The sequence below is a fragment of the Jatrophihabitans sp. sgz311053 genome (genome assembly GCF_056135305.1).
The window spans coordinates 462,661-487,702 of the sequence record NZ_JBWAXP010000001.1 but is presented as its reverse complement, the minus strand read 5'-3'; the positions used below and the strand labels follow the sequence as shown (position 1 = coordinate 487,702).

General features: G+C 73.7%; 18 protein-coding genes and 2 tRNA genes. 3 read left to right on the top strand and 17 right to left on the bottom strand.

The window, feature by feature from the left end; genetic code table 11:
- The first annotated feature begins 64 nt into the window (after positions 1–64).
- A complete protein-coding gene (locus tag AC0NZQ_RS02025; protein WP_474527964.1) occupies positions 65–2,809 on the top strand; it encodes a LuxR C-terminal-related transcriptional regulator in 2,745 nt (914 codons plus the stop codon).
- Between the two features lie 85 nt (positions 2,810–2,894).
- On the opposite strand, the gene AC0NZQ_RS02020 is transcribed toward AC0NZQ_RS02025, so the two are convergent.
- From AC0NZQ_RS02020 to AC0NZQ_RS01960, 13 genes are all read right to left on the bottom strand, one after another.
- Positions 2,895–3,143, bottom strand: coding sequence for a thiopeptide-type bacteriocin (locus tag AC0NZQ_RS02020; RefSeq protein WP_474527963.1), 249 nt, complete (start codon positions 3,141–3,143; stop codon positions 2,895–2,897).
- 133 nt (positions 3,144–3,276) lie between these two features.
- On the bottom strand, positions 3,277–4,035 hold the full coding sequence (locus AC0NZQ_RS02015) for an ABC transporter permease (protein WP_474527962.1): 759 nt from the start codon (positions 4,033–4,035) through the stop codon (positions 3,277–3,279).
- A gap of 12 nt (positions 4,036–4,047) precedes the next feature.
- Positions 4,048–4,992: an ATP-binding cassette domain-containing protein gene (locus tag AC0NZQ_RS02010; protein ID WP_474529395.1), complete on the bottom strand. Its 945-nt coding sequence runs from the start codon at positions 4,990–4,992 to the stop codon at positions 4,048–4,050.
- Positions 4,992–6,626: a thiopeptide-type bacteriocin biosynthesis protein gene (locus AC0NZQ_RS02005; protein WP_474527961.1), complete on the bottom strand. Its 1,635-nt coding sequence runs from the start codon at positions 6,624–6,626 to the stop codon at positions 4,992–4,994. Before AC0NZQ_RS02005 ends, AC0NZQ_RS02010 begins: the two co-directional genes overlap by 1 nt.
- Positions 6,623–7,774, bottom strand: a complete 1,152-nt coding sequence (locus AC0NZQ_RS02000) for a hypothetical protein (RefSeq protein ID WP_474527960.1) — start codon at positions 7,772–7,774, stop codon at positions 6,623–6,625. Before AC0NZQ_RS02000 ends, AC0NZQ_RS02005 begins: the two co-directional genes overlap by 4 nt.
- Positions 7,771–9,603, bottom strand: coding sequence for a TOMM precursor leader peptide-binding protein (locus tag AC0NZQ_RS01995; protein ID WP_474527959.1), 1,833 nt, complete (start codon positions 9,601–9,603; stop codon positions 7,771–7,773). Before AC0NZQ_RS01995 ends, AC0NZQ_RS02000 begins: the two co-directional genes overlap by 4 nt.
- Entirely contained in the window at positions 9,600–11,081 is a 1,482-nt protein-coding gene (locus AC0NZQ_RS01990; RefSeq protein ID WP_474527958.1) for a hypothetical protein, read from the bottom strand. The genes AC0NZQ_RS01995 and AC0NZQ_RS01990 overlap by 4 nt, the downstream gene beginning before the upstream one ends.
- Positions 11,081–12,127 carry a hypothetical protein gene (locus tag AC0NZQ_RS01985; protein ID WP_474527957.1) on the bottom strand — a complete coding sequence of 349 codons (1,047 nt, stop codon included), beginning with the start codon at positions 12,125–12,127 and terminating at the stop codon, positions 11,081–11,083. The genes AC0NZQ_RS01990 and AC0NZQ_RS01985 overlap by 1 nt, the downstream gene beginning before the upstream one ends.
- Positions 12,124–14,577, bottom strand: coding sequence for a lantibiotic dehydratase (locus tag AC0NZQ_RS01980; protein WP_474527956.1), 2,454 nt, complete (start codon positions 14,575–14,577; stop codon positions 12,124–12,126). Before AC0NZQ_RS01980 ends, AC0NZQ_RS01985 begins: the two co-directional genes overlap by 4 nt.
- A gap of 167 nt (positions 14,578–14,744) precedes the next feature.
- Positions 14,745–14,817 (bottom strand) — tRNA-Arg (locus AC0NZQ_RS01975).
- A 22-nt stretch (positions 14,818–14,839) separates the two neighbouring features.
- A tRNA-Ser gene (locus AC0NZQ_RS01970) sits at positions 14,840–14,929 on the bottom strand.
- A 100-nt stretch (positions 14,930–15,029) separates the two neighbouring features.
- A complete protein-coding gene (locus tag AC0NZQ_RS01965; protein WP_474527955.1) occupies positions 15,030–16,874 on the bottom strand; it encodes a bifunctional metallophosphatase/5'-nucleotidase in 1,845 nt (614 codons plus the stop codon).
- 68 nt (positions 16,875–16,942) lie between these two features.
- Positions 16,943–17,575, bottom strand: a complete 633-nt coding sequence (locus tag AC0NZQ_RS01960) for a TetR/AcrR family transcriptional regulator (RefSeq protein WP_474527954.1) — start codon at positions 17,573–17,575, stop codon at positions 16,943–16,945.
- A gap of 124 nt (positions 17,576–17,699) precedes the next feature.
- Between AC0NZQ_RS01960 and AC0NZQ_RS01955 the strand changes: the two genes are divergently transcribed.
- Positions 17,700–19,343, top strand: a complete 1,644-nt coding sequence (locus AC0NZQ_RS01955; RefSeq protein ID WP_474527953.1) for an MFS transporter — start codon at positions 17,700–17,702, stop codon at positions 19,341–19,343.
- Between the two features lie 15 nt (positions 19,344–19,358).
- Here AC0NZQ_RS01955 and AC0NZQ_RS01950 read toward each other — a convergent pair whose 3' ends face one another.
- Positions 19,359–20,729, bottom strand: coding sequence for an L-serine ammonia-lyase (locus tag AC0NZQ_RS01950; protein WP_474527952.1), 1,371 nt, complete (start codon positions 20,727–20,729; stop codon positions 19,359–19,361).
- Positions 20,730–20,830: 101 nt separating this feature from the next.
- Here AC0NZQ_RS01950 and AC0NZQ_RS01945 point away from each other — a divergent pair, with 101 nt between their 5' ends.
- Positions 20,831–21,547: a siderophore-interacting protein gene (locus AC0NZQ_RS01945; RefSeq protein WP_474527951.1), complete on the top strand. Its 717-nt coding sequence runs from the start codon at positions 20,831–20,833 to the stop codon at positions 21,545–21,547.
- On the opposite strand, the gene purB is transcribed toward AC0NZQ_RS01945, so the two are convergent.
- The 3 genes from purB to purD are packed head-to-tail and all read right to left on the bottom strand — an operon-like array spanning position 21,544 to position 24,965.
- A complete protein-coding gene (purB, locus tag AC0NZQ_RS01940; RefSeq protein ID WP_474527950.1) occupies positions 21,544–22,983 on the bottom strand; it encodes an adenylosuccinate lyase in 1,440 nt (479 codons plus the stop codon). The two genes, AC0NZQ_RS01945 and purB, sit on opposite strands and share 4 nt — an antisense overlap.
- A gap of 35 nt (positions 22,984–23,018) precedes the next feature.
- Positions 23,019–23,663: a hypothetical protein gene (locus tag AC0NZQ_RS01935; protein ID WP_474527949.1), complete on the bottom strand. Its 645-nt coding sequence runs from the start codon at positions 23,661–23,663 to the stop codon at positions 23,019–23,021.
- A gap of 57 nt (positions 23,664–23,720) precedes the next feature.
- Complete coding sequence (gene purD, locus AC0NZQ_RS01930; RefSeq protein WP_474527948.1) at positions 23,721–24,965, bottom strand: phosphoribosylamine--glycine ligase; 1,245 nt, start codon at positions 24,963–24,965, stop codon at positions 23,721–23,723.
- Between the last annotated feature and the right edge of the window lie 77 nt (positions 24,966–25,042).

Here is a 25,042-nt window from a genome sequence, read left to right as displayed (position 1 = left end):
CCGTCGGCTGATCCTCATGGCACGGGTGCGGGACAGCACCGGGACACGGGGTGGAGGAGCCGCAATGACTGCTGCCGGGGAGAGTGCCGGGCTCGGGACCGCATCGACGTCGTGCCCGGGCGGCCGCGCCGCCGCAATCGGTCGGGTCGGGGAGTTGCTGGGCCGGTCCGCCCGTGCCGCCGGCTCGACCGTGGTCGTCGAGGGCGCGCCGGGCGGTGGGGTCTCCTCCGCGCTGGTGGAGGCGGCAGTCCGCTACGGCCGCGGCTTCGACCGGGTGCTCACCGCGCGCGCCACCGGCGGAGCGGAGTACGAGGCACTGCTGGGTGCGTTCGGCGGAACCGACGCCGTCGGTGCGCTTCGCGCCGCGGTGACGCCGGAGAGCGCGCAGGACCCCTGCCGCGTCGGGGTTCTGGCCCGTGAGCTTGCGGAGTGGATCGGTCCGAAGCGGCTGCTGCTCGTCCTGGACGACCTGCACCGCGCCGACCCGGCCTCGGTGGCGGTGCTGGACGCACTGCTGCGTCGTGACGACAGCCCACTGACGCTGCTGGGTGGCGGCCGTACCGGCCGGACGCCCGCGCCGCTGCGCGCCGTCGCCGGCGTCGGCAACATCGTCCGGCTGCCTCGCTGGGACGAGATCGAGACCCGGACGCTGCTGCCCGGCCTGAGCGAGGTGCGGGCCCGCACGCTGGTGGCGGCCTGCGACGGCCGACCCGGACGGATGGCCACGCTGCGCGCGCTGCCGTCCAGCGAGCTGCGCCGGCTGCACCGCATCCCGGTCGAGATGCTCGCCGAACACCTCGAGGCGGCCGGTGATCCGGTACCCCAGGACACCGCCGAGACCGTCGACGTCGCGGGCGCGGCTGCCGTGCTGTCACTCGATGTCGAGGTGGAGGCCGTCGCCGCCATCAGCGGTCGTCCGGTGCCCCGGGTGCTGGCCGCTCTGGCGGTACTGGTCGCCGAGGGGGTGTTGGGTGACGTGGCCGGCCGGCTGCGGTTCGCCCATCCCGTCGAGCGGGCGCGCAGCTACCGCGGCGTGACCGCGCCCCGCCGGTGCGACCTCCATCGTCGGGCCGCCGAGTACGTCGCCACGGCCCCCGGCGCGAGTGTCCTGGACGCTGCCGAGCACCTCGTCGTCTGTGCCGCGGCCGGTGACAGCGCCGCCATCGCCACGCTGTTGGCTGCCGCCGAGCGCCGTCTTCGCCACGACCCGGACACCAGCGCGCACTGGGCCAGCGGCGCGCTACGGCTGTGCCGAGAGCACGACGAGGCTCCGGCTCGGCAGGCGCACCACGTGCTGGCGCAGGCGTTCGCGGCGACGGGTCGGCACGCCCGGGCGCTGGAACATGCCACCCGACTGCTCGGCGACGATCACTCCGCGGCGACCCTCGTCGCCGCGCGCAGCGAGCGCGCGCTCGGCCGCGCCGGGGTTGCGCTGTCGCTGGCCCGAGCCGAGCTGGGCCACGACGGGCCGCTGCGCGCAGAGCTGGTCAACGAGGCGCTGTCAGCGGCCGTCGTGCTGGGCGACCACGAGGTCGTCGGCGACCTGCGGTTGCCCGCCGCCCGACCCCAGGACGGCGACGCCCAGCTCGCAGCCCGGCAGCTGCTCGAGCTGGGGCGTCGGACACTGACCCCAACTCCCGGCGTCCGGCTGCCGGACCTGGTGCCGCTCGCCCGTGACGTGGCCGCGGCCGTCGACGCGCTGCCCGGCTCGGGGCTGGGGGAGATCGTGCCCTACCTGCCCGTCCTGGTGTGGAGCGAGCTGCGGCTGGGGCTGGCCGATCTTGCCGCCATGCATGCCGAGCGCGGCCTGCACGCAGCGGGCGGCCGCACGGACGCCGTCGCTCGGCTGCAGCTGGCGGCCGGCGCGGTGGCAGACCACCTGGGTGCGCCGGACGAGTCGATCGCCCGGCACGAGGAGGCGGCCGAGCTGGCCGCGGATCTCGGCTTGGCCGGTCTGGCCCGGGCTGCTCGCGCCTGCGCGCTGCCGGCCCGGATCGCGGTGCACGGCACCGCCGCACTCGTCGGGGTGACCGCGCCGCCCGTCCCCGTGCGCCCGACGGTCGCCGACCGGATATGCGCGCTGGCCACGGCTCGGGCCTACCTGCTCGCCGCGCGGTACGACGAGGCGCACGACGCGTTGCTGCCGTTGTTCCGAGCCGCCGGCGCGGAGACGGCGGAGGCTGCGGTGCCCGAGGCGCTGGCAGCGATGCTCGCCGTCGCCAGGCGCGACCTGGCCGCGGCCGAGCTGCACCTGCGCCGGGCGCGGTCGGCAGCGACGCTCGGGACGACGAGCGACCTGGCCGAGACCGACCTGGCCGACTCCCTCGTCCTCGGCCTGCGGGGCGACGGTCCGGGGGCGGTCGCCGCCGCCCGGCGGGCGCTGGCAGGTTTCGAGCAGCTGGCCGCACACGTCGACGCCGGCCGGGCCCGGCTGCAGCTGGCCGACGCGCTGCGCGGCGCCGGTGCCCTGCACGAGGCCCAGCACGAGGCCGGCCTGGCCAAACGGGTGCTCCAGGTGCGCGGTGCGCATCATCTCGTCACCGTCGCGATCACGGCGCAGAAGCGGGTCGCGGCCAGCGCCGCTCGCGGACTGCGACCGGGGGCCTTCGGGCTCTCGGAGCGAGAGGCCGAGATCGCGGAGCTGGTGCGGCAGGGACTGACGAACAAGGTCATCGCGGGCCAGCTCTTCCTGTCGGTACGGACGGTCGACTCGCATGTGGCGCGGGTGCTGGCGAAGGTCGGTGTCAGCTCACGGATCGAGCTGGTGGGCCTGTTCGCCGACGAGGGTGTTCGCGTCACTGCGTCGTGACCGGCCCCGGAACGCGACGCGGGCCGGCTCACCAGATGGTGGGCCGGCCCGGACGGTGTCGGCGAAGCGACCCGTGCTGCGAGTGTCAGGCCGTGACGATGCAGGTGCTGCTGGACTTGTAGGAGGCCGAGCCCTCGGGCAGCGCGGCCGAGTCGAGAACGCTGTCGACGGTGAGCTCGTCCAGCCGCAGGTCCGTGACGTCGAAGTCGGCGGCGAACTCGACGGTCTCGATGTTCTTGTCCATGGTGGTCTCCTTCTGGTCGGTGGTGCCGATGGTTGCCGGTCCGGTGATCCGCTCCGGTGCCATCAGCGTGCTCGTCGTCGCGCCGGGCATCACCGGCGAAGTTACGCAACCGTGGTACCTAATGCCTGCTGCGTAAGGATCGCGCAGAATCGCGCTAATTCAGCACACCACGACGAGCGCCCGCGGCACGAGGCCACGGGCGCTTCTGCGGGCAGGGTACGGCTCAGCTCAGGGCGCGACCGAACCGTCGCGACGAGTAGCCCACGAGCAGCGCGCCGAGCACGGCCGTCAGTCCGACGGCCCACCACACCGGTGCCGTGTCGAATCGGCCGCCGAACAGGTCACGGGAACCGTCGACGACGTGCGAGAGCGGGTTGATGTCGGCGATGAAGCCCAACCATCCCGGCGCGAGCGACAACGGCAGCATGATCCCGGAGAGCAGCATGAGCGGTTGGCTGACCATCTGCAGCATTCCGCTCATCGCGCCCTCGTGCTTGGCATTGAGCGCCACGACGTAGGAGAGCGCGCTCAATGCGGCGGCCACCATGGCCAGGACGACGAGGACGAGGACGATGCCCCAGAGGTTGGCGCGCATGCCGAACGCCGTCGCCAACCCGACCACGAGGACGGCCTGGGCGAGATAGCTGACGACATCGCGCAGCACCCGTCCCAGTAGCAGCGCCGACCGGCTCACCGAGGTGACCCGGCAACGGTCCAGGATGCCGCTGCGGACCTCGTTGATCATGCCGACGCCGGCGTAGAGCGAGGCGCCCATGACCAGCAGCACGAGCAGGCCGGGGACGAAGCCGGCGTAGGCCGCGGCGGTGCTGGTCGCGCCGAGCGCCTTGCGCAGCAGGGGTGCGAAGAGGGCGAGGTAGAGCACCGGCTGCACGATGCCGATGACCAGCCAGGACGGGCTGCGCAGGGTGAGCGCGAGCTGCTGGCGGAACACGGTGACGGTGTCACCCACAAGTGCGGACACGATGGGGCCTCCTCAGCCGGCCAGGCCGCGGCCGGTCCGCGCCCGGAAGACGTCGTCGAGACTGGCGCGGTGCAGTTCGACGGCGCTGATGCCCACGCCGTGGGCAGCCAGCAGCGCCAGGATGGGAGCGAGCGTGCGCTCGCCGTCGTCCACGACCAGGCGAACCTGGCCGGGTGGAGCGTCGAGCAGCTCGACCACCCCGTCCAGCCGGGCCAACTCGGCGGGTGCGTCACCGGCGATGTCGACGGTGACGACATCGCCGGCGATCTCGCGCTTGAGCTCGGTCGGCGAACCGGTGGCCACGACCTGACCGTGGTCGACGATGGAGATGCGGTCGCAGAGCGCATCCGCCTCGTCCAGGTAGTGCGTGGTCAGGAAGATGGTGACGCCCTGGTCGCGCAGGTCGCGGATCGTGTGCCACAGCGCGCTGCGGCTGTTCGGGTCCAGCCCGGTGCTCGGCTCGTCGAGGAAGACCAGTGCGGGCGCGTGGACGATGCCGAGTCCGATCTCGACGCGACGCCGCTCACCGCCGGAGAGCGCGATGCATGGCCGGGTCGCGTACTGATCGATCTGCAGCAGCGCTATCACCTCGTCGGCGCGGCTGCGCGCGGCGCGGGCGCCGAGACCCTGCATGCGGCCCTGCAGCACCAGCTCCTCGCGGGGCGTGCTGGTGTCCCACAGGCCACCGGTCTGCTGCACGAAGCCGATGTCGCGGCGGACCCGGTCGGGGTGATAGAGCAGGTCGTGACCCACCACCGTCGCCTCGCCACCGTCCGGACGCAGCAGCGTGGTCAGCATCCGCATCGTGGTCGTCTTGCCGGCGCCGTTGGGCCCGAGGAACCCGAAGATCTCGGTCTCCTTGACGCCGAGGTCGACGCCGTCGACCGCGGTCACCGCGGCACCACCGCGGACGCCGCGGCGGGTAAAGCTCTTGCGCAGGCCGTGCGTCTCGAGGATCACTGCGAGCTCCTGTCCTTCGGGTTCGGCTCACTGTCGCGTGCCGGGGTGGCGGGGTACATCCGCGGCGTTGCCGACGTCGCTACCGAACCGCCGACCGGCACCAGGTAGGTCAGCGCCCGGTCGACGCCGTCGAGCATCATCAGCTCGTGGGCGATCTCGTCGTAGAAACCGCCCAGTGGTGTCAGGTTCAATCCGGCTGCGGCGGCGACCAGGGCGAGGTTCTGCGTCACGTGCCCGGCCTCCAGCAGCGCGAACCGCAGCGCGCGCAGGCCGTAGCGGGAGCGGACGGGCCGCAGGTCGACGTAGACCCCCAGCAACGCGGGAAGCGCAGCCGCGTCGACCCGCTGCAGCTCCGGTGCCGCCGGACCGTCGTGCAGCCACATCGAGGCCTCGGCCAGCTCGGCCGCACCGGGACACGGCCCCACCCGCAGCAGCCGACGGGCGCCGGGGTCGGCCTCGTAGAGCCCGCGCGGCACCCCCTCGACGTTGCCGGCGATCACCCGTAGCCGCACCGGCAGCTGTCCGCCCGCACTGGGGTAGGCCCGCCCCGTCAGGCCGTCCTCGCTGCGGAGGGCGGTCCAGAGCAGCGTGCCGAGCCCGGCCGCGGTGAGCGGACCGTACGGTCCCCGCACCGAGCGACGACGCTGCAGCGCTGTTGTCAGCGACATCGGCGGTAGCGGGGAGCCGGGCAGGTCGACGGCCGGGGCCGGCGGCGCCCACTCGAAGAGCGCCTCGGGGACGGGCCGATCCTCCGGGGCCTGCACGGGCATCTCGGCCAGGGCGTAGCGGCTGGCCGCGAGGTAGGCCCGGTCGGGGGCGTCCGGGGCGGTGGAGAAGAACTGCTGCGGGTCCGGTGCTGCGCCGCCGAACTCCAGGCAGGCAGCGGCCAGCCACTGCAGCCAGCGCTCCTCGTCCGGGGTGATGCCGAGCCGGTTGAGCATCAGGTGCAGCTGCGAGGCGGCGATGCCGAGTGCGCGGGGGCGATCGGACGTGGTCCGCGCCGCGACGAGTCCGCGCCAGACCGGTTGCGGGTCCCCGCTCCACCGTCGCCACACCGCCGCCGCGCGGGCCGGGGCCGCGGCGACAGCCGCGGCGTGCAGGCCGACCGAGCGAAGCCCGTCGGTCTCCGCCAGCTGCCAGCGCCAGGACGCAGCGCTCATCCGCAGCCACGCGGCCGCGTCGGTGGCGGTGAGCCCCAGCCCCCGGGCGGTGGCGACGATCAGTTCGAGGGCGAGTCCGGCGCGGCCGTCCGCGGGGACGCTGCGCAGCAGTTCGACCGCCAGTCGGCTGGCGTCGCAGAACAGCTGCTCGGCGACGTCGATCAGCCCCGGGCCGCCGTAACGCTCGACCTCGGGCTCGTAGCACGCGGTCGCGACGTCCCGGCCGGTGCGGCTGCGGACCTGCTCGGCCAGCTCGTCGACAACCTCGGGACGCTCCGTCTCCAGTCGCCAGCGCAGGTGCTCGCCACCCTCGGAGTAGCGCAGGAAGAACCACCGTCGCAGCCTGCCGTCGGCCACCGCCGCGTCGGCCAGCGGCGCCAGCACGTCCCGGATCAGCGTGTCGACCGTCAGCCGGTCGCCGTCGCTCGCGACACGCAACGCGTGCCATCGCGCGGTGAGCAGTGTGGTCACGAGGCGCCTCCGTCGGCCGAGCAGGGGGTGAGGTCGTAGCTGAAGCCGTGCACGCGGGGCCGGCCGATGAGCAGCGTGTAGAGCAGGTCCTCGTTCGGCGGCAGTCCGAGTGCTGCTTCGGCGTCCGGTTCGTCGACGCCGCGGACGGGACGGCAGAACAACCCGGCCGCTGCGGCCGAGTGGGCGACGCGCTGGCCCGCCCGTCCCGCCTCGACCAGCAGACGTGCGTATCCCGCGACGGGGTCGGCGGTGCAGGCGGCGCGGACGTCGGCGCTGATGCCCCACACCGTGTTCAGGCCGGCGATGTCGGCGACACCCTGCGGACCACGGAACGCGCGGGCCAGCGTCGGACCCACGGTCCCGGGCCGCAGCACGCCGCGCGTCCAGACGCCGTCGGCGCGTCCCTCGACGTTGTGCACGGCGAGCCGGTGTCGCAGCATTCCGTCGTCGGTCGGCACGCCCGCCACGAGGGCGTCCCAGGTGGCGGCGGGCAGCGGTCGCGGGTCGGCGGAGAGCCCGCGCGGATCGAGTCCGGAGCAGCGCCGCGGTCGCGGCGGCGGCGTGCGTACCGCGTGACGCGTCATCGTCACCAGCAGCTCCGGCCGTTCGGGCCGGCCGGGCTGCCACTGCACCGTGGGCTGCCAGCCGTGCCGGTGCGCGGCGACGACCAGCGACTCGACGACATGACCGGTCTCGAGCGCGGCCAGCGCCGTGCGGAGCGCGCCGTAGCCGAGGGGCACGGCATCCGGGTCGGCCGCCACGAGAATGCGCTCGACGCCTGCGTCGCTGTGGCACGGGCCGTCCTCGTCGTCACGCCCCGTGGCGGCCATCGCGATCTCGACCCGCTCCTCGTCGACGCGGTGCGGTCCGTCGGCCAGCACCAGCCAGCACCGGTGCGCCTGCCGGGCGCGAGCGGACGGGAAGGGCCGATGCGCGTTGTAGTGCGACCAGTCGTCCCAGCGGGTGGGCGCCAGCGCCTCGCGCAGGACGGGTTCCAGCTCGCCTGGCCGTCGTCCTGCGGCGGGGTGGTGCCGCTGCGGCCGCCCCGGGTCGACGACCAGCTCCTTTCCCGGGCCGTGCTGCCAGGCGGTGCGCAGCACCGGGTCGGGGGTGGCCGTCAGCAGCATCGGGTCGTGCGTGGCCGTCATGGGAACGGGTGCGGGTCGAGGGGCAGGTCGGCGTAGCGCGGCGGGGCGGGCAGGCGACCCAGCCGGGCCGGCACCTCGGTCAGCCGCGTCACCCCGCGGGTCCGCCGGTACAGGTGGCCGAACGTCAACGGGATGATGCCCGGCGCGATGACCCGCGCGGCGTGCAGGCCGAGCCGGTCGCGGGTGCGCGGTTCGGTCTGGTCGACGACGACGGTGTCGACGCCCCGGTCGAGGAGGTGGCTGCGCAGCCGATGCAGGTAGGCCGCGATGTCGTCCTCCGGCGCCGGGGGCGCCCACACCTCGTCCCAGGGCCGGGCCGCGGCGCCGGCGAGCAGCGGCTCCCAGCGCGGGCGGGCCTCGGGCAGCGCGTTCAGCCCGACGTGGTCCTCGATGGTGGTGACGGCCGCGGGGTCGTCCAGCATCGGGCGCAGCCGGGCCCGGTCGAAGTGTGCCGGCAGGGCGCGGGCGACGTTGGGTGCCTGTTCCACGTTGACGACGACCTCGACGACGGCACCGGTGATCGCGCGAAGCGGGTCCGGGTGGGCTGCGGCGGCGACGAACGCCTGGGGTGCCTCGGTGTGCGCATCGCGCGAGCGGGCCACCGCCACGGCCACGGGGACGCCCAGGTCGTTGGTCGCGTCGAGCAGGAGCAGCTCGTAGCCGAGCGAGTCCAGCCGCCCGTCCAGCGACGAGACAAGGCGATCACCTGTCGGGATCCGGACCCGGCCGAGCGGGGTGCGAGCGAACCAGGCCATCAGGAAGGCGTCCCGCTCGATGAGCTCGAAGAGGCCGTACAGCGCGGCCTCCTCCGGGGAGTTGCCCAGCCCGCAGCCGTTGGAGGACTCGGCGAGCAGGCCGGTGCCGCGCGGCGCGGGGACACCCCAGTAGGCAGCCTGCTCGGGCACGGCGACCGGCGCCGAGCGGGCGAAGGACCAGCCGAAGACCCAGTCGATCCGCAGGTCGGGCGACCAGGCGGCGAGGGCGAAGCGCGGGTCGGTCTCGGCGCTCGCCTCGTGCCGACCCAGGGTCGTCGGGTCGAGCGCGCGGTCGGGGCCCAGCTCAGCGAAGCTCGCGGTGACGGCGGTGCGACGGCCGCGCGGGCCCATGCCGGAGATGCGCTCGACCGCCTCGAAGAGCGCGGTGCGTTCGGCGTCGCCGTAGGTTGCGGCGCGGCCGTAGCCGCCTTCCTGCTCGACCATCCGCGCGGCGACGGCGGCCCGTGCGATGGGCAGGGCGATGCGCTCGCTCCGGCTGGACTCCGGCACCGGGCCGAAGAACTCGTCGGCGAGCTCGGCCCGCAGCCGGCGCGCGCTCGTCCGGGCGTTCTCGCCACGCAGCGAGTACGGCTCGCAGCTGCGTCCGCTGGGTAGCGCCGCCTGCGTCGTCGAGGCGGTGTCGACGGGACAGGGGGCGCAGCGCGGGCAACCCGGCCGCGGGTGCGCGGTGTGCGTCGAGTACCCGAAGTCGGCGGTGTGCAGCACGCGGATCCGGTCGGCGTCGGCATGACGTGCGGTGGCGGCAACGGCACGGACGGCGACGGCGAGCATCTCCGCCAGCGCGGGCGGGACGACGCCGTCGCGGACGATGCGGTCGTCGGCGAGGCGACCGAGCTGCGCGGTCAGCCGTGCGTGTTCGGCGCACTCCAGGCACAGCGGCGCGCCGCGGTACTGGGGTGGCCCGACGAGCACGAGACGGCCGTCGCAGCGCACCGGCACGACGACGTCGTCGAGCGCAGCGGCCCGCTCGGCGAGCTCGGCGCAGTCGGCCAGCGTCCAGCGGGTCAGCGTCGCGACGGTGACGGCGGGGAGGGTGGCAGCGGGCGCGGTCATGGCCCGATTAGCCGTTCGGCGAAGCGCGCCTCCACTGCGAGCAGTCCGGCGGGCCAGCTCCAGGCGTCGTCGGCCCAACTGATCGGCTGGGCCGCCTCGCGAGTGCGGGCGGGGGTCGCCCCGCACGGCGCGCTGACCTCCGGCAGCTCGGTGCTCCCCTCGTGCTCGGCCCACTGCAACCGGCCGACCGCTGTCAACGCCGCGAACGCCACGGCGTCCCCCGGCTCGGCCTCGACCGCGGCAGCCAGCTCGGTCTGCCCTGCGAGGACGCGGGCTCGGTGCACGCCGTCGGCCAGGCGCTCCACCCGCACCGTCGCGTCGACGCCGAAGTGCAGCGTCAGCGCCTTCCACCAGCGGCGGGCCGCGGGGTGGCTCGCCCACGCCTCCTCGGCCAGCGGTGCGCCGCTCCGCCCGGCCCAGGCGGCCCGCAGCCGCCGTCCCCGCGCCTCGGTCGGCGTCTGGTGTCCGGTCGCCGTCAACCGCGCCACGTCCGCGGTGGCGGCGACCGCCCGGCGTACGGTGCTGCCCGATCGCACGGCGCCCAGGGCCGCGGGCGCCTGGGGCAGCGTGGCCACCTCGTGCGCCGCCAGCGGACCCAGCTCCGGGTCGGTGAGCGCGTCGACGTGCCACAGCGCGTCCTCGAGCCACGGCGAGTCCTGCGGATCGGATCCGGCCGGCAGCCAGACCCGGTACTCGCCACGTAGCGGGTCGACCCGGGCGACGAAGACCCGTTGCCCCACCGGCGGCGGGGTGTCCGGTCCGGGGCGGCCCCCGCGCTCGTGGCCCGGGTCGGGCAGGCCGGCGACGGCGCAGATCAGGCGGTGCGCCAGCACGGCTCCGACCAGGGGCTGCAGCGGCGACGGCGCCAGGCGCCGGGTGGTCACCCCCAATCGCGCGGCGATCGCGTCGATCTCGGTGAGCCCGGCCGGGAGGACGGCGCCCACGCGGTCGTCGGCTGTCGCCGTCACGTGGGTGTCACCGGCCAGCAGCGTGACGACATCGGCGCGGGGGCCCGGTTCCGCGACGACGGACAGCCCGGTCCGCCGCAGCGCCCGGCTGGCCGCCCAGGCCACCGGACCCTCTCCGACGACGTGGACGGTGGCTGCCCGGAGCCGGGACCAGGCGACGTCCGGTCGGGTCGCCACCGACTCCAGCCACGACACCGTGGCGGCGTCCGGACGCCCGGCCTCGGTCTCCCAGTCGGCGGGGACGGCCACGAGCATGTCGTGGGCAGTGAGCTCGTCCAGCAGGGTGGCAACGACGGTACGGACGGCGGGCGGCGCCCCCTCCGGGCAGAGTGCGCTACGCCGGGCACCGGCGGCGAGAGCCGGGGCCAGCCGATCCCAGATGCGCTGGACCGCGGCTCCCCCACCGAGGGTGAAGCTGCTGGACCATCCCCGGACGTGCAGCCCCTTCTCGATCGCGGTCACCTGCACGATCGGCCGTAGCCGCAGCATGTCGAGTTCATCGGTGACCATCACGCCACCACGGCGGCGGCGAGCGCCTGCCAGTCCGTCCCCGTCCGGCGCGCCACCGCCCGCGTCAGCAGATGCGCCCCCAGATAGCGCTCGATGGGCGTGACGTCGCAGATCAACAGCACCTGGTAGAGCACGTTGGTGGCGAAGCGATACGGGCCGAAGTCAGCGGCCACCGCCTCGGGGTCGAAGCGGTCGGCGACGAGCCGATGGAACCCGCTCAGCCCGGCCTCGTCGGAGCGGGCGTCACCTCGCACCACCCCGCCGGGACGGTGTCGGGTTGCCGGCAGCAGTGGGATCGCTCCGCGCTCGAAGGCCGTGCGTGCGATGCCCAGCGCGGTGGCCGACCACGCCGACCAGACCAGCTCGTCGCCGTCCGGCTCACCGTCGTCCAGCAGCGCGTCCAGCCGGTCGCTGAGCAGCGTCGCCTGCGCCGTCCAGACCCTTTCGAAGCCGGCTCGCAGCCCGCCGGTGGGGTCGGTGCGGTGCAGCACGTCCTCCAGGTGCGACAGGAACGACATCGCGCCGCCGGTGAAGCCCGGGCCGTAGTGCCGGGCGTGCACGGCCATGGCGGTGAACGCCGCCATCACCCGGCCGGACGGCGTGCGCGCGGTGGCGACGGTCGCGGCGATCGGGTCGAGCGCCGCGGCCAGGATCGCGTCACGCGTGGCCACGGCGCCGGCGCCGCCGAGCAGCCTGGTCAGGGCGGATCGGTCGGGTGTCTCGACGCGCACGCTGTTGTCGGGCCGCAGGGGCAGGTACGGGCCGGGGACGAGCTCGGCGCGGCCTGCGACCTCCGCCGCGGCCACCAGCTCGGCGGGGCCGAGAGTGCTCCTCGACGGGCGCCGCGCGATGCCCTCCCGCAGCCGCTCGGCGGTGGCGGTGGCGGTGATGCCCTCCGGAAGCGCGATTCGCAGGTGCGGGCCGTGCAGCCAGTGCCGCTCGATCCGGACCCCCGGTGCGTCGATCGCCCTGGCCGCCGGCACCACGACCTCGTGCAGCACGGGGGCTTTGACCGGGTCGTAGTAGCTACAGACCACGTCGGTCATCGCGCGCCTCCTCGGTAGGTCTCGAGCACCCGTTCGCTGGCGGGCTCTCCGGCACGGGGCACGGGCAACGCCTCCTCGACGCGCAGCCCGCTGCGCAACCGCGCGATCAGCTTGGGCAGCAGCCGGACATGCAGCGGGTCGGCCAGATCGACGAACTGCGAGCGCGCCCGGCCCATCCGTGCGACGAACGGGCCGACGCCCGCACGGGGAGCTGCCGCCGCGCCGGTGTCGCTGCCGGCGCCGACGAAGACCGCGCGCGGCCAGCCGGTGGTGGCTCGCCAGCGGGCGGCGGCGGCCAGGCCGCCGGCCGCGACATCGGCGGCCAGCTGCTCTGCTCGGGACCGGTCCAGCGACCACGACCGCCGCGCGAGCACGACCCCGGGGGCGCTCAGCCGCGGTCGGAAGGCGATCTCGCCGGCCGGGGAGGCGACGGGCCGCGCCGGGCGCAGCCCGTCCAGGTCGACCAGGCCCGAACCGAGGTCGTTGACGAGGGGCACCAGGTGACGCGGCAGCGCCAGCGGCACCAGGATGCCCAGATACACGACGTCGAGCAGCTCACCGGTCGCCGCCACCCGCACGCGGACTGCGTCGGTCGTCAGGTCGTGACAGATCTCGAGCCTGCCGCACGACAGGGGGCCCGGGCCGTCGACGATCTCTTGCTCGACCAGCAGCGGATGCCGGTTGGCGGCGTAGTGCTCGACCGGCCGGATCTGCACCGGGTTCGGCAGCCGCGAGAGGTCGGCGCGGATCGCCGTCCCGGCGCCGACCGGCAGCGCTGAGAGGAACCGGCTGGCGAAGCGCCCCCACCCGCCGTACACCTCGTTGACAACCGCCGGCCCGGAGTCTCCGGATTCCTGCTGGGTGAAGACCGAGTAGCTGACGGGCCGGCCGTCGAGCTGCCGCGGCCAGGCGTCGCGCAGCGCGTCGTGGGTCAGGACGAGGTCACCGTCGGTCGTCTCCTGCACGGCGGTGGCGACCCGGGCGCGTGCGCTCCGCACGGAGCACAGCACAGGGTCGTCGGCAAGGTCGGGCGCGGTGAGCAGGGCCGGATCGCGCCAGAGGGCGTCGTACTCGGCGGCGTACTCGATGACCGAGCCCACGACGCCACCGCAACCGTGCATCGCGACGAACCGGGCCCGCTGGGCCGCCCGCACCACGGTGAACCAGTCGAACGCCTCGAAGAGGCCGTGCAGCGCGGCGACGCGCTCCCGCTCGGGCACCGCCGGCGGAGCGATCAGGCCGGCACGGCTGACGTCCTCCGTCAGGTAGGGCGGCCGGGCCTCGGCGCCGCCGGGCAGCCCCACCCACAGGTCGGCGAGACGGGACCGCAGCGTCGTCCGCTGCGGCCCGGTCGCCTGCCCCCACGCCTCGGTGGTGCGGGCGATGTCGTCGAGGTCACGGGCCGCGTCGTGCCGGCCGACGCTGCGCAGCCAGGCCGTCACCCCCGCGACGGGACGGGCCGCCTGCTCGTCGCAGATCCGCGCGGGCAGCAGCAGGCCTGCCGACCGCAGCCGGCTGACGGTCGGCCGCAGCGCCTGCGCGGTGCTGCCCAGGCGGAGAGCGAGGTCGGCAAGGGAGGCCCGCTCGCCGATCGCGTCCAGCAGGGTGAGCAGTGCCGGCGTCGCCGGCAGCGAGACGGTCTCGGCTCCGCCAGCGCGAGGGAAGACGACGCGACCGCCCGAGCAGGAGGTCCCGGCCGCGACGCGCAGCGGCTGCTCGTCTGCGGGCAGCGCGGCGACGACCGCGTCCACCACCGCCGCCACGGCGGCCAGGTCGGGGAGCGCGCGGGCGTCCGGGCCGGTTGTCGGCTCGACGTCGCCGACACCCGCCCAGCTCGCCACGGCGAACCAGCTGAGCGGGACGGTCTTGGTCGCTGCGCGCAGGACGTGCCGCAGCACCGTGGCTTCGGACTTCGCTGCCCGCCGGTCGACGTCACCGCCGCGGCCGGCGGCTCGCCGCATCGCGTCCAGCAGGGTCGGGCTGGTGAAGGCGGCCGCGCGGTGTAGTGCCTCCTCACCGCAGAGGCCGGCCAGTGCGACCCGCGCTTCGGCCAAGGCTGCGTCGGTTGCGGCAGCCAGCTCGGCCTCGGCGCGGACGAGCTCCCGGTCCAGCGCCAACCACTGCGACACCTCGGGAGCGACGTCGATCGCCTGCGCGGCCAGCGCGGATCCCACCTCGCCCCGCAGGATCGCCCGGCGCAGCGGCAGCAGCAGCTGCGTGCGGCGTGAGCCGGTGGTGCCGCCGACCAAGCGGTACAGCGCCTGCTCGGCCGCGGGTGTGGCGGCCTCCCGGTCGACGCGACGCGTCAGGGCTGCCTCGGCTGCGCCGGCACACCGCAGCCCGGCCGGACCGGGGGAGGGAAGCGCCAGGCAGGACGTGCGCACGAGCGCCCGAGGCGGGACGTCCACGACCGCGACCGAGGCCGCCGGCCGCACCTGCAAGGCCGTCATCGGACGCCTCGGGAGGGGCTGCACCGGACCATGCGCCCACCGTGCTCGTCCGCGCCCGGCACAGGATCGGTACAGGTGCGGGACGGATTACCTAACGGCGCATGCGCTGCGGTCTCGGTACCGAGACGACGAAACCCCCGCCGGATGGCGGGGGCCTCGGGGACTTGCGCGCCCGGCAGGACTCGAACCTGCAACCTCTTGATCCGTAGTCAAGTGCTCTATCCGTTGAGCTACGGGCGCATCGGTGAATCAGTCTATCCAGCGGAGGCTCCGGGATTCGAACCCGGGATGGGCGGTTAGCCCAAACCGCATTAGCAGTGCGGCGCCATAGACCAGACTAGGCGAAGCCTCCAAGCGGTCGGACCGTGGTCCAGCCACCAAGCGAGCAGCCTACCGGCACCGTCGAGCGGTCGTGCAGGGTGACCGCTCGACGGTGCTGCGGGGGTGCGATCTCAGCCGTTGACGGTGATGGGCTGCCCACCGGAGACCAGCCGCCAGGTGCCCGTGGCGAAGGTCGCGGGGTCGATCGTCTTGTGGTCGGTGACCCACTGGATGAGCAGCTGGGTGATGGCGACCTGGGCGTTGTAGAGCACCGGCGCGGTCGTCACGCCAGGGAAGTTGCCGCCCCCGGAGGCGCGGTAGTTGTTGATCGCCACCACGAACTGGTCGGTGTCGGCCACCGCCTTGCCGCCGTAGGCGAGGTTGCGCAGCCGCGAGCCGGGTGCGGCGCTGACGTCGATGTCGTAGGTCAGCGGCGCGTCGAAGCCGCCCATGATGTCGTAGTTGTAGTCGGGTGTGCCGTTCGGTGCGGTGGACGTGACGGCGTTGGTGAGTTGGTCGGGCGTGAACGGCCCGGTGCCCGAGACCTGCTTGAAGTAGCGCGCCGAGAACTCGAGGTAGGCCCTGACCTGAGCGCCGGTGAACTGGATGGCCTCGAGGGTGTTGTCGTAGATGTAGAGCCCGGCGATGTCCCGCACCGTGACCGCGCCCTCGGGGATCGCGGCCAGCTTGTTGAAGGGCGCGGCGATGGAGAGCACGGGCAAGGTGGTGCCCGTCGCCTTCTTCACGGCCTCGGCCTGCACGTAGTTGATGAAGTCGATGGCCGGGGTGTCCTGGTAGCGCGAGGTCGCCGCCGAGAGCGCCGCCGTCGAGGTGCCGATGACGCCGTTGACGTAGGCCAGCGTCTTCTCGTGAGCCTGCTTGGAGACCGCGAGGACGTCGGGGTCGGCGTCCACGGTGTTCGAGTTCAGCAGGGTGGCCTGCGATCCGGTCACCGACCAGCGGCCCTGCGCGAACTCCAGGTCGAGGTCCATGACGGCCAGCCGCATGCCCCAGTAGTAGGGCTCGCAGAGCAGCACGTTCTTGCCGGTGCGCTTGTTGGCGACGAAGCGCTGCGGGATCTCCACGTGGGCGTGGCCGACGAGGATCGCGTCGATGCCGGCGACCTCCTCGGCCAGCTGCTGCGAGGCGTTCTCGGGCCACGGCAGGGCGTCACCGTAGGACGAGGACGGCGTCGCGCCGGAGTGGCACGCCACCACGACGACGTCGGCGCCGGCGGCCTTGACCCGGGGGATGACCTGCTTGGCCTGCTCGACGATCCCGTTGAAGTCGATCTTGCCGGCGACGTTGGCCTTGTCCCAGATCGCGCAGCCGGGCGTCACGAAGCCCACGATGCCGACGTTGACGTAGTCCTGCGGCCGCTTGGTGTGCCCGGTGACCGGGACGACCTTGACCTTCTTGATCACGTACTCCGGGAAGGCCGCGGCGCGGGTCTTGGGGTCCAGCGCGTTGGCACCGAGCAGCGGGTGGTGCAGCTGGGACTGGAACTTGCGCAGCAGCGGCACGCCGTAGTTGAACTCGTGGTTGCCCAGGCAGGCGGCGTCGTAGCCGATCTCGTTCATCGCCGCGGCCATCGGGTGGGTCGGCGCCTTGGGGCCGGTGATCGGGTCGATGGCGGCGTAGTAGTACGTGAGCGGGGTGCCCTGGATGGTGTCGCCGGCGTCGAGGGTGAGCGAGTAGGGCCGCTCCTTGCGCATCATCCGGATCAGCGTCGCGACCTTGGCCACGCCGACGTCGTTGTGCGCGGCGTCGTCGTACTCGGCGTCCTTGTAGTAGTCCCAGTTGTAGATGTGGCCGTGCAGGTCGGTGCTGCCGAGGATGCTGATGCGGGCCGTCCGCGCCGGCGCGGCGGCGTCCGCAGCCGTGCGGGCGCTCGTCATGCCGAGAAAGGTAGCGCTGGCGCTGCCGACGACGGCGCCGGCGAGCAGCGAGCGGCGGGAGATGGTGCGATCGGTCATCGAGGGGTGTCCGTTCCGGGTAGCTGCGGGTGCTTCGTGAGCGGTCGCACCCTACCTCCGGAATGTGGCTAGCGGACCGAGACCAGGGGAATCACGACCTGCTCGATGACGGCCTCCACGTCGGCGGACGAGATGTTCTCGTCGCGCAGCAGCATCCGGTGCGTGAGCACGGCGGGCAGGACGTCGGCGACGAGTTCGGTGGCGGCCTCGGCCCGGACCTCGCCGCGCGCGACGCCCCGCTGCAGCACGGCGAGCAGGGCGGCACGCCGCGGTTCCTGGAAGTGCCGGTCGACCAGGGCGGCGAGCTCCGGATCGCGGGTGGACTCCAGTTTGATGGCGCGCAGTGCCCGCCCGGCGGGACTGCGCAGCGTGGCGACGATGAGCCGCCCGACCCCCCGCAGAACGTCGGCTGTGGTGACCTCGTCGCCGAGATGGGCGGCGATCTCGAGGGCGGGATCGTCGGGCCCGGGCAGCCGGGCCAGCAACGCGCTCATGACGAGCTCCTGCTTGGACGGCCAGCGCCGGTAGATGCTCGCCTTGCCCGTCCGCGCCCGCGTGGCGACGCTCTCGACGGCGAAGGCCGCGTAGCCGACCTCGGTGAGCTCGTCGTAGGCCGCGTCGACGATGGCGTCCTCGAGGGCGGCCCCGCGCCGGCGCTGCGGCGAGCAGAGCGGCGGCTCGATGTCGGAGGTCACTGGCATGCTTTCGGCGAGTTCGTACAAGACGGTTGCGTTCCTTAGTCGGCAGACCCTAGCCTACCCACCTAAGGAACGGCTGCGTCTACAAAAGGCGTTCTGCGCCGTCCGTATCGACCGGGAGATCCTCGTGACAGACCTCGACAAGCAGGCCGCGCCGGCCGCCACCTCCGCGGGGCCGAAGCGGGTCGCGCACCCCGCCCTCGTCCTGCTGGTGATCGCCGGCGCGCAGCTGATGGTCGTCCTCGACGCCACCATCGTGAACATCGCGCTGCCGTCGATGGGCGACTACTTCGACAAGAACCAGACGGACATGACGTGGGCGCTCAACGCCTACACGCTCGCCTTCGGTGGTCTGCTGCTCGTCGGTGGCCGCTCCGGCGATCTCTTCGGCCGCCGGCGCATGTTCATGATCGGGCTGGGGCTCTTCACCCTCGGCAGCCTGCTGGGCGGCCTGGCGCCCACCTATGGGCTCATGCTCTTCGGTCGGGTGGTGCAGGGCATCGGTGGCGCCATCGCCTCGCCGACCGCCCTGTCGCTGGTCACCACGGAGTTCGACGAGGGCCCTGCCCGGACCCGCGCCTTCGCCGTCTACGCCGCGGTCTCGGGTGCCGGTGCCGCGCTGGGGCTGCTGCTGGGCGGCATCCTGACCGAGTTCCTCACCTGGCGGTGGGTGCTCTTCGTCAACGTGCCGATCGGCGTCGTCCTCATCGCCGGGGCGTACCTCTACCTGCACGAGTCCGAACGGTTCCGTGGCCGGCTCGACGTCGTCGGCGCGCTGCTCTCCGTGGCCGGCATGGTCGGCGTGGTCTACGGCTTCATCAACGCCGCGAAGCACGGCTGGAGCGACGGCGTCACGATCGGGGTCCTCGTGGCCGCGGTGGTCCTGCTCGTCGCCTTCTTCGCGTGGGAGGTGCGCACGCCGTCGCCGATGCTCCCGCTGGGCGTGATCTTGAGCCGCAACCGGGGTGGCGCCTACCTGGTGATGCTCATCGTCGGCGCGGCGATGTTCGGCATGTTCTACTTCGTGACCTTCTTCGTGCAGGAAGTCATGCGGTTCAGCGCGCTGAAGGCCGGTTTCGCCTTCCTGCCGGTCGCCTTCGTCATCGGCATCACCTCTCAGCTGATGACCAAGCTGATGCCGCGCTTCGGGCCCAAGCCGCTGATTCTCACCGGCGCCGTCCTGCTCACCGCGTCGATGTTCTGGTACAGCACCGTCGACGCCGACTCCGGATACCTCAACCTCTTCCTGCCGGGGCTCATCGTCCAGGCCATCGGGATGGGGTGCCTCTTCGTCCCGCTCACGACCGTGGCGGTCTCGAAGGTGAACAACACCGAGGCCGGGGTCGCGTCGGCGATGCTCAACGTGGGGCAGCAGGTGGGTGGTGCCATCGGCTTGTCGGTGCTCGCCACCGTCGCCGCGACGGCCGGCCGCAGCTACGCCGACGATCACGGCGCCGAACTGGGCCGCGCGTTGGCGCAGGCCCCGGCCGGGGTGCGGGGGCAGCTGATGCAGTTCCTGCAGGGAGCCGGCGAGCAGGGGCCGCAGCGCGATCAGATCACCGAGTTCGTGCGCTCCCACCCCGGCGCCGCTTCCTTCTTCAACGGTCCCTACCGCGACTTCGCCGACCAGCTGCAGGCCCACGCCTCGGGCAGCGGCTTCCTGGCGGCGACCTGCTTCGGTGTCGTCGGGATCGTCGTTGCGCTCGTCGTCATCAACGTGAAGAAGGACGAGGTGCCCGCCGAGCTGCCGCTGGGGGCGGGCGCGGCCTGACCGGCGGGCCGGCGGTCAGCACTCGATGACGTTGACCGCCAGCCCGCCGCGCGAGGTCTCCTTGTACTTGATCTTCATGTCCCGGCCGGTCTCGCGCATCGTCTTGATGACCTTGTCCAGGCTGACGACGTGGGTGCCGTCGCCGCGCAGTGCGATCCGGGCGGCGTTGATCGCCTTCACCGCCCCCATCGCATTGCGCTCGATGCACGGCACCTGGACCAGGCCCCCGACGGGGTCACACGTCAGGCCCAGGTTGTGCTCCATGCCGATCTCCGCGGCGTTCTCCACCTGCTCGGGCGTGCCGCCGAGCGCCTCGCAGAGGGCCGCAGCTGCCATGGAACAGGCCGAGCCGACCTCGCCCTGGCAGCCGACCTCGGCACCGGAGATCGAGGCATTCTCCTTGTAGAGCACGCCGATGGCGCCGGCGCAGAGCAGGAACCGCACGATGCCGTCGTCGCTGGCGCCGGGGCAGAAGCGCACGTAGTAGTGCAGGACCGCCGGCAGCACGCCGGCGGCGCCGTTGGTGGGGGCGGTGACGATCCGGCCGCCGGCGGCGTTCTCCTCGTTCACGGCGAGGGCGAAGAGGTTCACCCAGTCCATGACGCGCAGCGGATCGGTGGAGTACGGATCGTCCATGAGGCGGCGGTAGAGCTCGGGCGCCCGCCGTGGCACCTTCAGCCCGCCGGGGAGCACCCCCTCGGCGGCGAAGCCGTGCCGGACGCACTGCATCATCACCTGCCAGATGTGCAGCAGCCCGGCCCGGACCTCGTCGGCGCTGCGCCATGCCGTCTCGTTGGCCAGCATCACGCTGCTGATCGACAGTCCCGACTCGCGGCAGCGCTGCAGCAGCTCGGCACCGGAGCGGAACGGGAAGGTCAGCGGGGTCTCGTCCGGCACGATCCGGTCCGCCCCCGCAGCTGCCTCGTCCACGACGAAGCCGCCGCCCACCGAGTAGTAGGTGCGTTCGCGGACGATCTCGCCGGACGGGCCGAAGGCGGTGAAGAGCATGCCGTTGGGGTGGTACGGCAGCGAACGGCGGCGGTGCATGACCAGGTCGTCCGCGCCGAAGGCGACGTCGTGCCGGCCGAGCAGCTCGAGCCGGCCCCGCTCCCGGACCGAGGCGACCCGCGCCGGTCCGCCCGCGGTGTCGACCTCCTCGGGATGCTCGCCGAGCAGGCCCAGCACTACTGCGGCCTCGCTGCCGTGACCGTGGCCGGTGGCCCCGAGCGAACCGAAGAGCTCGGCCTTGACCCGGACGGTCAGCGGCAGCAGCGCGTCGTCGGCGAGCCCTTGGGCGAAGGTGAGCGCGGCCCGCATCGGCCCCACCGTGTGCGACGACGACGGCCCGATGCCGACCGAGAAGAGGTCGAAGACACTGATCGCCATGCGCTCATCTTGCGCCACGGACCACGGTCGCGACGAAGGCCGGATCCTTCCCCGGCCACCGGGGACGGGTCGGGTCCGTCGCGCCACATAGGGTCACGGGCATGACTGCGCCGCTCGTTCGCCGCTCGCCCGTGCACCGCGGGACGGTCGTCGGCGCTGCGGCGGTCACGCCGCGGATGCGCCGAGTGACGGTGCAGGCCGAGACGATGCGCGGCGTCGCCGTCACGCCCGCCCAGGATGTCGAGCTACACCTCGACGATCCCGCCGGCCGGCGGGTGAAGCGGCGTTACACGATCCGCCATGCCCGTCCCGAGCTCGGCGAGCTCGACCTCGACGTGGTGCTCCACGGCGAGGGGCCGGGCGCCACCTGGGGCGCGCGGGCGGCCGCGGGTGACGCGATCGCCTTCCAGGGGCCGCGCGGCAAGCTCGAGCTGCGCCCAGCACCGCAGCACGTGCTCGTCGGCGACGAGTCCGCGCTGCCGGCGATCGCCGCGATCTGTGAGTCGCTGCCGCCCGGCGAGGCGGCGTCGGCCTTCGTCGAGGTGGTCGACGCCGCCGACGAGCAGCCCCTCGCCGCCGAGGTGCGGTGGGTGCACCGCGGGTCCGAGCCCGCCGGCGGTCCCGAGCGGCTGCGCGCCGTGCTGGCCGAGCTGGACGTCGTCCCCGGCAGTCGGGCCTACCTCATGGGCGAGAGCCGGGCCATGATCGCGCTGCGCCCCGAGCTCGAGGCGCGGGGGATCGCGCACGAGGCCATGTTCGTGAAGGGCTACTGGAACATCGGCCGCCCCGACCGGATCGCGGGGCGCACGCCGGGCTAGAGGATCGGCTCGGGCGCGTAGGAGGCGGCGTCGGGGTCGGCGGCGAGCAGCGCGTCGACGGCGCTCACCACGGCGGCCACCTGCTGCCGCGCCGCGCCGGTGAAGGAGAGCGGTTCGGCGAGCAGCCCCTGCAGCGTGTCGGCCGACAGGCCCAGGCGCGAGTCGGCGGCGAGCCGCGCGAAGAGGTCGTTGCCCTCCGTCCCCTTCTCGCGCATCTCCAGGGCGACGGCGACGGCATTCTCCTTGATCGCCTCGTGCGCGGCTTCCCGGCCGACACCGGCACGCACCGCGGCCATCAGCACCTTGGTGGTGGCAAGGAAGGGCAGGTACCGGTCGAGCTCGCGTGCGACGACGGCCGGGAAGGCGCCGAACTCGTCGAGGACGGTCAGCGTCGTCTCGAGCAGGCCGTCCAGGGCGAAGAAGGCGTCCGGCAGGGCGACCCGGCGGACCACCGAGCACGAGACGTCCCCCTCGTTCCACTGGTCGCCGGCCAGCTCGCCAACCATTGACGCGTATCCGCGCAAAATCACCGCGAAGCCGTTGATGCGCTCGGCCGAGCGGGTGTTCATCTTGTGCGGCATGGCCGAGGAGCCGACCTGGCCGGGCTTGAAGCCCTCAGTCACCAGCTCGTTGCCGGCCATGAGCCGGACCGTGGTGGCGAATGACGACGGGGCCGCCGCGAGCTGGACCAGGGCGGTCAGCACGTCCCAGTCCAGGGAGCGGGGGTAGACCTGGCCGACGCTGGTCAGCGTGCGCGAGAAGCCCAGGTGTTTGGCCACCCGGACCTCGAGCTCGGCCAGCTTGTCGGTGTCGCCGTCGAGCAGGTCCAGCATGTCCTGCGAGGTCCCGACCGGCCCCTTGATGCCGCGCAGCGGGTATCGGGCGACGAGGTCGTCCAGCCGGCCGACCGCCACCAGCAGCTCGTCGGCGACGGTGGCGAAGCGCTTGCCCAGCGTGGTGGCCTGCGCGGCGACGTTGTGCGAGCGGCCGGCCATGACGAGCGTGTCGTACTCGGCCGCGCGGCGGGCCAGGCGAGCCAGCACCGCCAGCGCCTTGGCGCGGACGAGGCGCAGCGACGACAGCACCTGCAGCTGCTCGACGTTCTCGGTGAGGTCCCGGCTCGTCATGCCCTTGTGCGCGTGCTCGTGGCCGGCCAGCGCCGCGAACTCCTCGATCCGCGCCTTCACGTCGTGCCGGGTGACCCGCTCGCGCTCGGCGATGGCGGCGAGGTCCACGGCGTCGATGCCCTGGTCGACGACACGCTGGTAGGCGTCGATCGCCGCCTCGGGGACCTCCACCCCGAGCTCGGCCTGCGCCCGCAGCACGGCCAGCCAGAGCTGCCGTTCGAGCACGACCTTCTGCGACGGCGACCAGAGCGTCGCCATGCTGACCGAGGCGTAGCGACCGGCGAGGACGTCCGGGATCACGGGCTTCACCGGGCCATTGTCCCTGTCGGCCGGCGCTGCTCGCCTCACCGGGTCGCGAGCAGCCGGGTGTCCAGGATGAGCCGCTGCAGCGCGGCGAAGTCCCGCTCGGTGGTCGAGCCGCGAGCGACCCTCACCCGGAGGTCCACCCACGAGGAGCGGAGCTCCTGTGCCAGGCGCAGGCTGCGGCGGGTGCGGTACAGCAGGTCGATGTCCTCGGGCCGGATCGGTCGGACGCCGACCGTGATGGTTCGGTCCCGCCAGCGGAGCGTGTATCCCAGGGCGGGGCGGGTCTCCGGCGGCCGGGGATCGGTGGCGACGAAGAGGGTCAGCACCGCGCCGGGGAAGACCGAGCGGATCGCGGCGAGGACGCTCGCAGGCGGGCCGGCCGGGGTGGACTCGACAGGCGTCGATTCGGCGGGGGTCGGCTCGAGGCCGAACTGGGGCGTCGTGCCGGGGACCTGGGTTGCGGTGACGGTCGACGCGGACGGGCGCGGGCTCGGTTCGTCATGGTGGCCGGCCGCCACCAGTCCCGCGCCCACCAGCAGCACCGCGACGAGACCGAGACCGACGACGCCGCGCCGGCGGACGGGCGACGCGTCCCGGCCGGCGAGCTCCTCAACACCACGCGGATCGTGGGCACCGTCGCCGTCAAGCCACTCGACATCGCTGCCGTGGTGCGGGCTCGTCATGCTGGCGAACGTACGCGTGATGAGGTCCCCGTCCGAGCCGGGGCCGCGTGCCGGTTCTCAGCCGGCGACGATCTCCCCGGCGAGGGCCTTGGCGGCGATGTCGCGGCGGAACTGCGCGTGCGGCAGGTCGATGTTCTCGACCAGGGCGTAGGCGCGGTCACGGGCCTCGGCCAGGCTCGCTCCGGTGGCGGTGGCCGAGAGCACTCGTCCGCCCGAGGCCACCACGGCCCCGTCCTCGCGGCGGCGGGTCCCGGCGTGGATGACGCCGGGCTGCTCGGCGCCGGTGATGACGTCGCCGGCGCGGGGCCTGCCGGGGTATCCGGCGGCGGCGAGCACGACGGTGACCGCCGATCCCGGACGCCACCGCAGCGGCGGATGCGCCGCCAGCTCGCCGACGGCGGCGGCACGCAGCAGGGTGCCGAGCGGGGAGTCGAGCAGGGCCAGCACGACCTGGGTCTCGGGATCGCCGAAGCGGGCGTTGAACTCGACGACCCGCGGGCCGCGTGAGGTGATGGCGAGCCCGACGTAGAGCAGTCCGGCGAACGGCGTGCCGCGGCGCGCCATCGTCGCCACGGTGGGCTGCGCCACGGTCCGGACGATCTCGTCGGCGAAGTCGGCGGGCAGCCACGGCAGCGGGGCGTAGGCACCCATGCCGCCGGTGTTGGGGCCGGTGTCGTTGTCGCCAATGCGCTTGAAGTCCTGGGCGGGCAGCAGCGGCAGCACCGAGGTGCCGTCGGTGACGCAGAAGAGCGAGACCTCGGGGCCGTCCAGGTACTCCTCGATGACCACCCGCTCGCAGGCCGCGGCGTGGGCGAGGGCGGCCTCCCGGTCGTCGGTGACGACGACGCCCTTGCCGGCGGCGAGGCCGTCGTCCTTGACGACGTAGGGCGCGCCGAACTCGTCGAGCGCGGCGGCGGCCTCGACGGGGGTGGTGCAGGTGCGGCTGGCCGCGGTGGGGACGCCGGCCTCGGCCATCACCTGCTTGGCGAAGTCCTTGCTGCCCTCGAGTTGCGCGGCGGCGGCGGATGGTCCGAAGCAGGCGATCCCGGCGTCGCGGACCGCGTCGGCCACCCCCGCGACCAGCGGCGCCTCGGGGCCGACCACGACGAGGTCGGCGCCCAGCTCCACGGCCAGCGCGGCCACCGCCGCCGGCTCCGTCGCGGCGACCGGGTGCTGCTCGGCGACCCCCGCTGTCCCGGCGTTGCCGGGGGCACAGGCCAGCGACGTCACGCCGGGGTCAGCGGCCAGGGCCAGGCAGAGGGCGTGCTCACGCGCGCCGTTGCCGATCACGAGGACTCGCACCGCGCGAGCCTAGCGACCCCCTCACCCCCCGGTTTTGGCGGCAGGCGCTCACATGTGAGCGCCTGCCGCCAAAACCG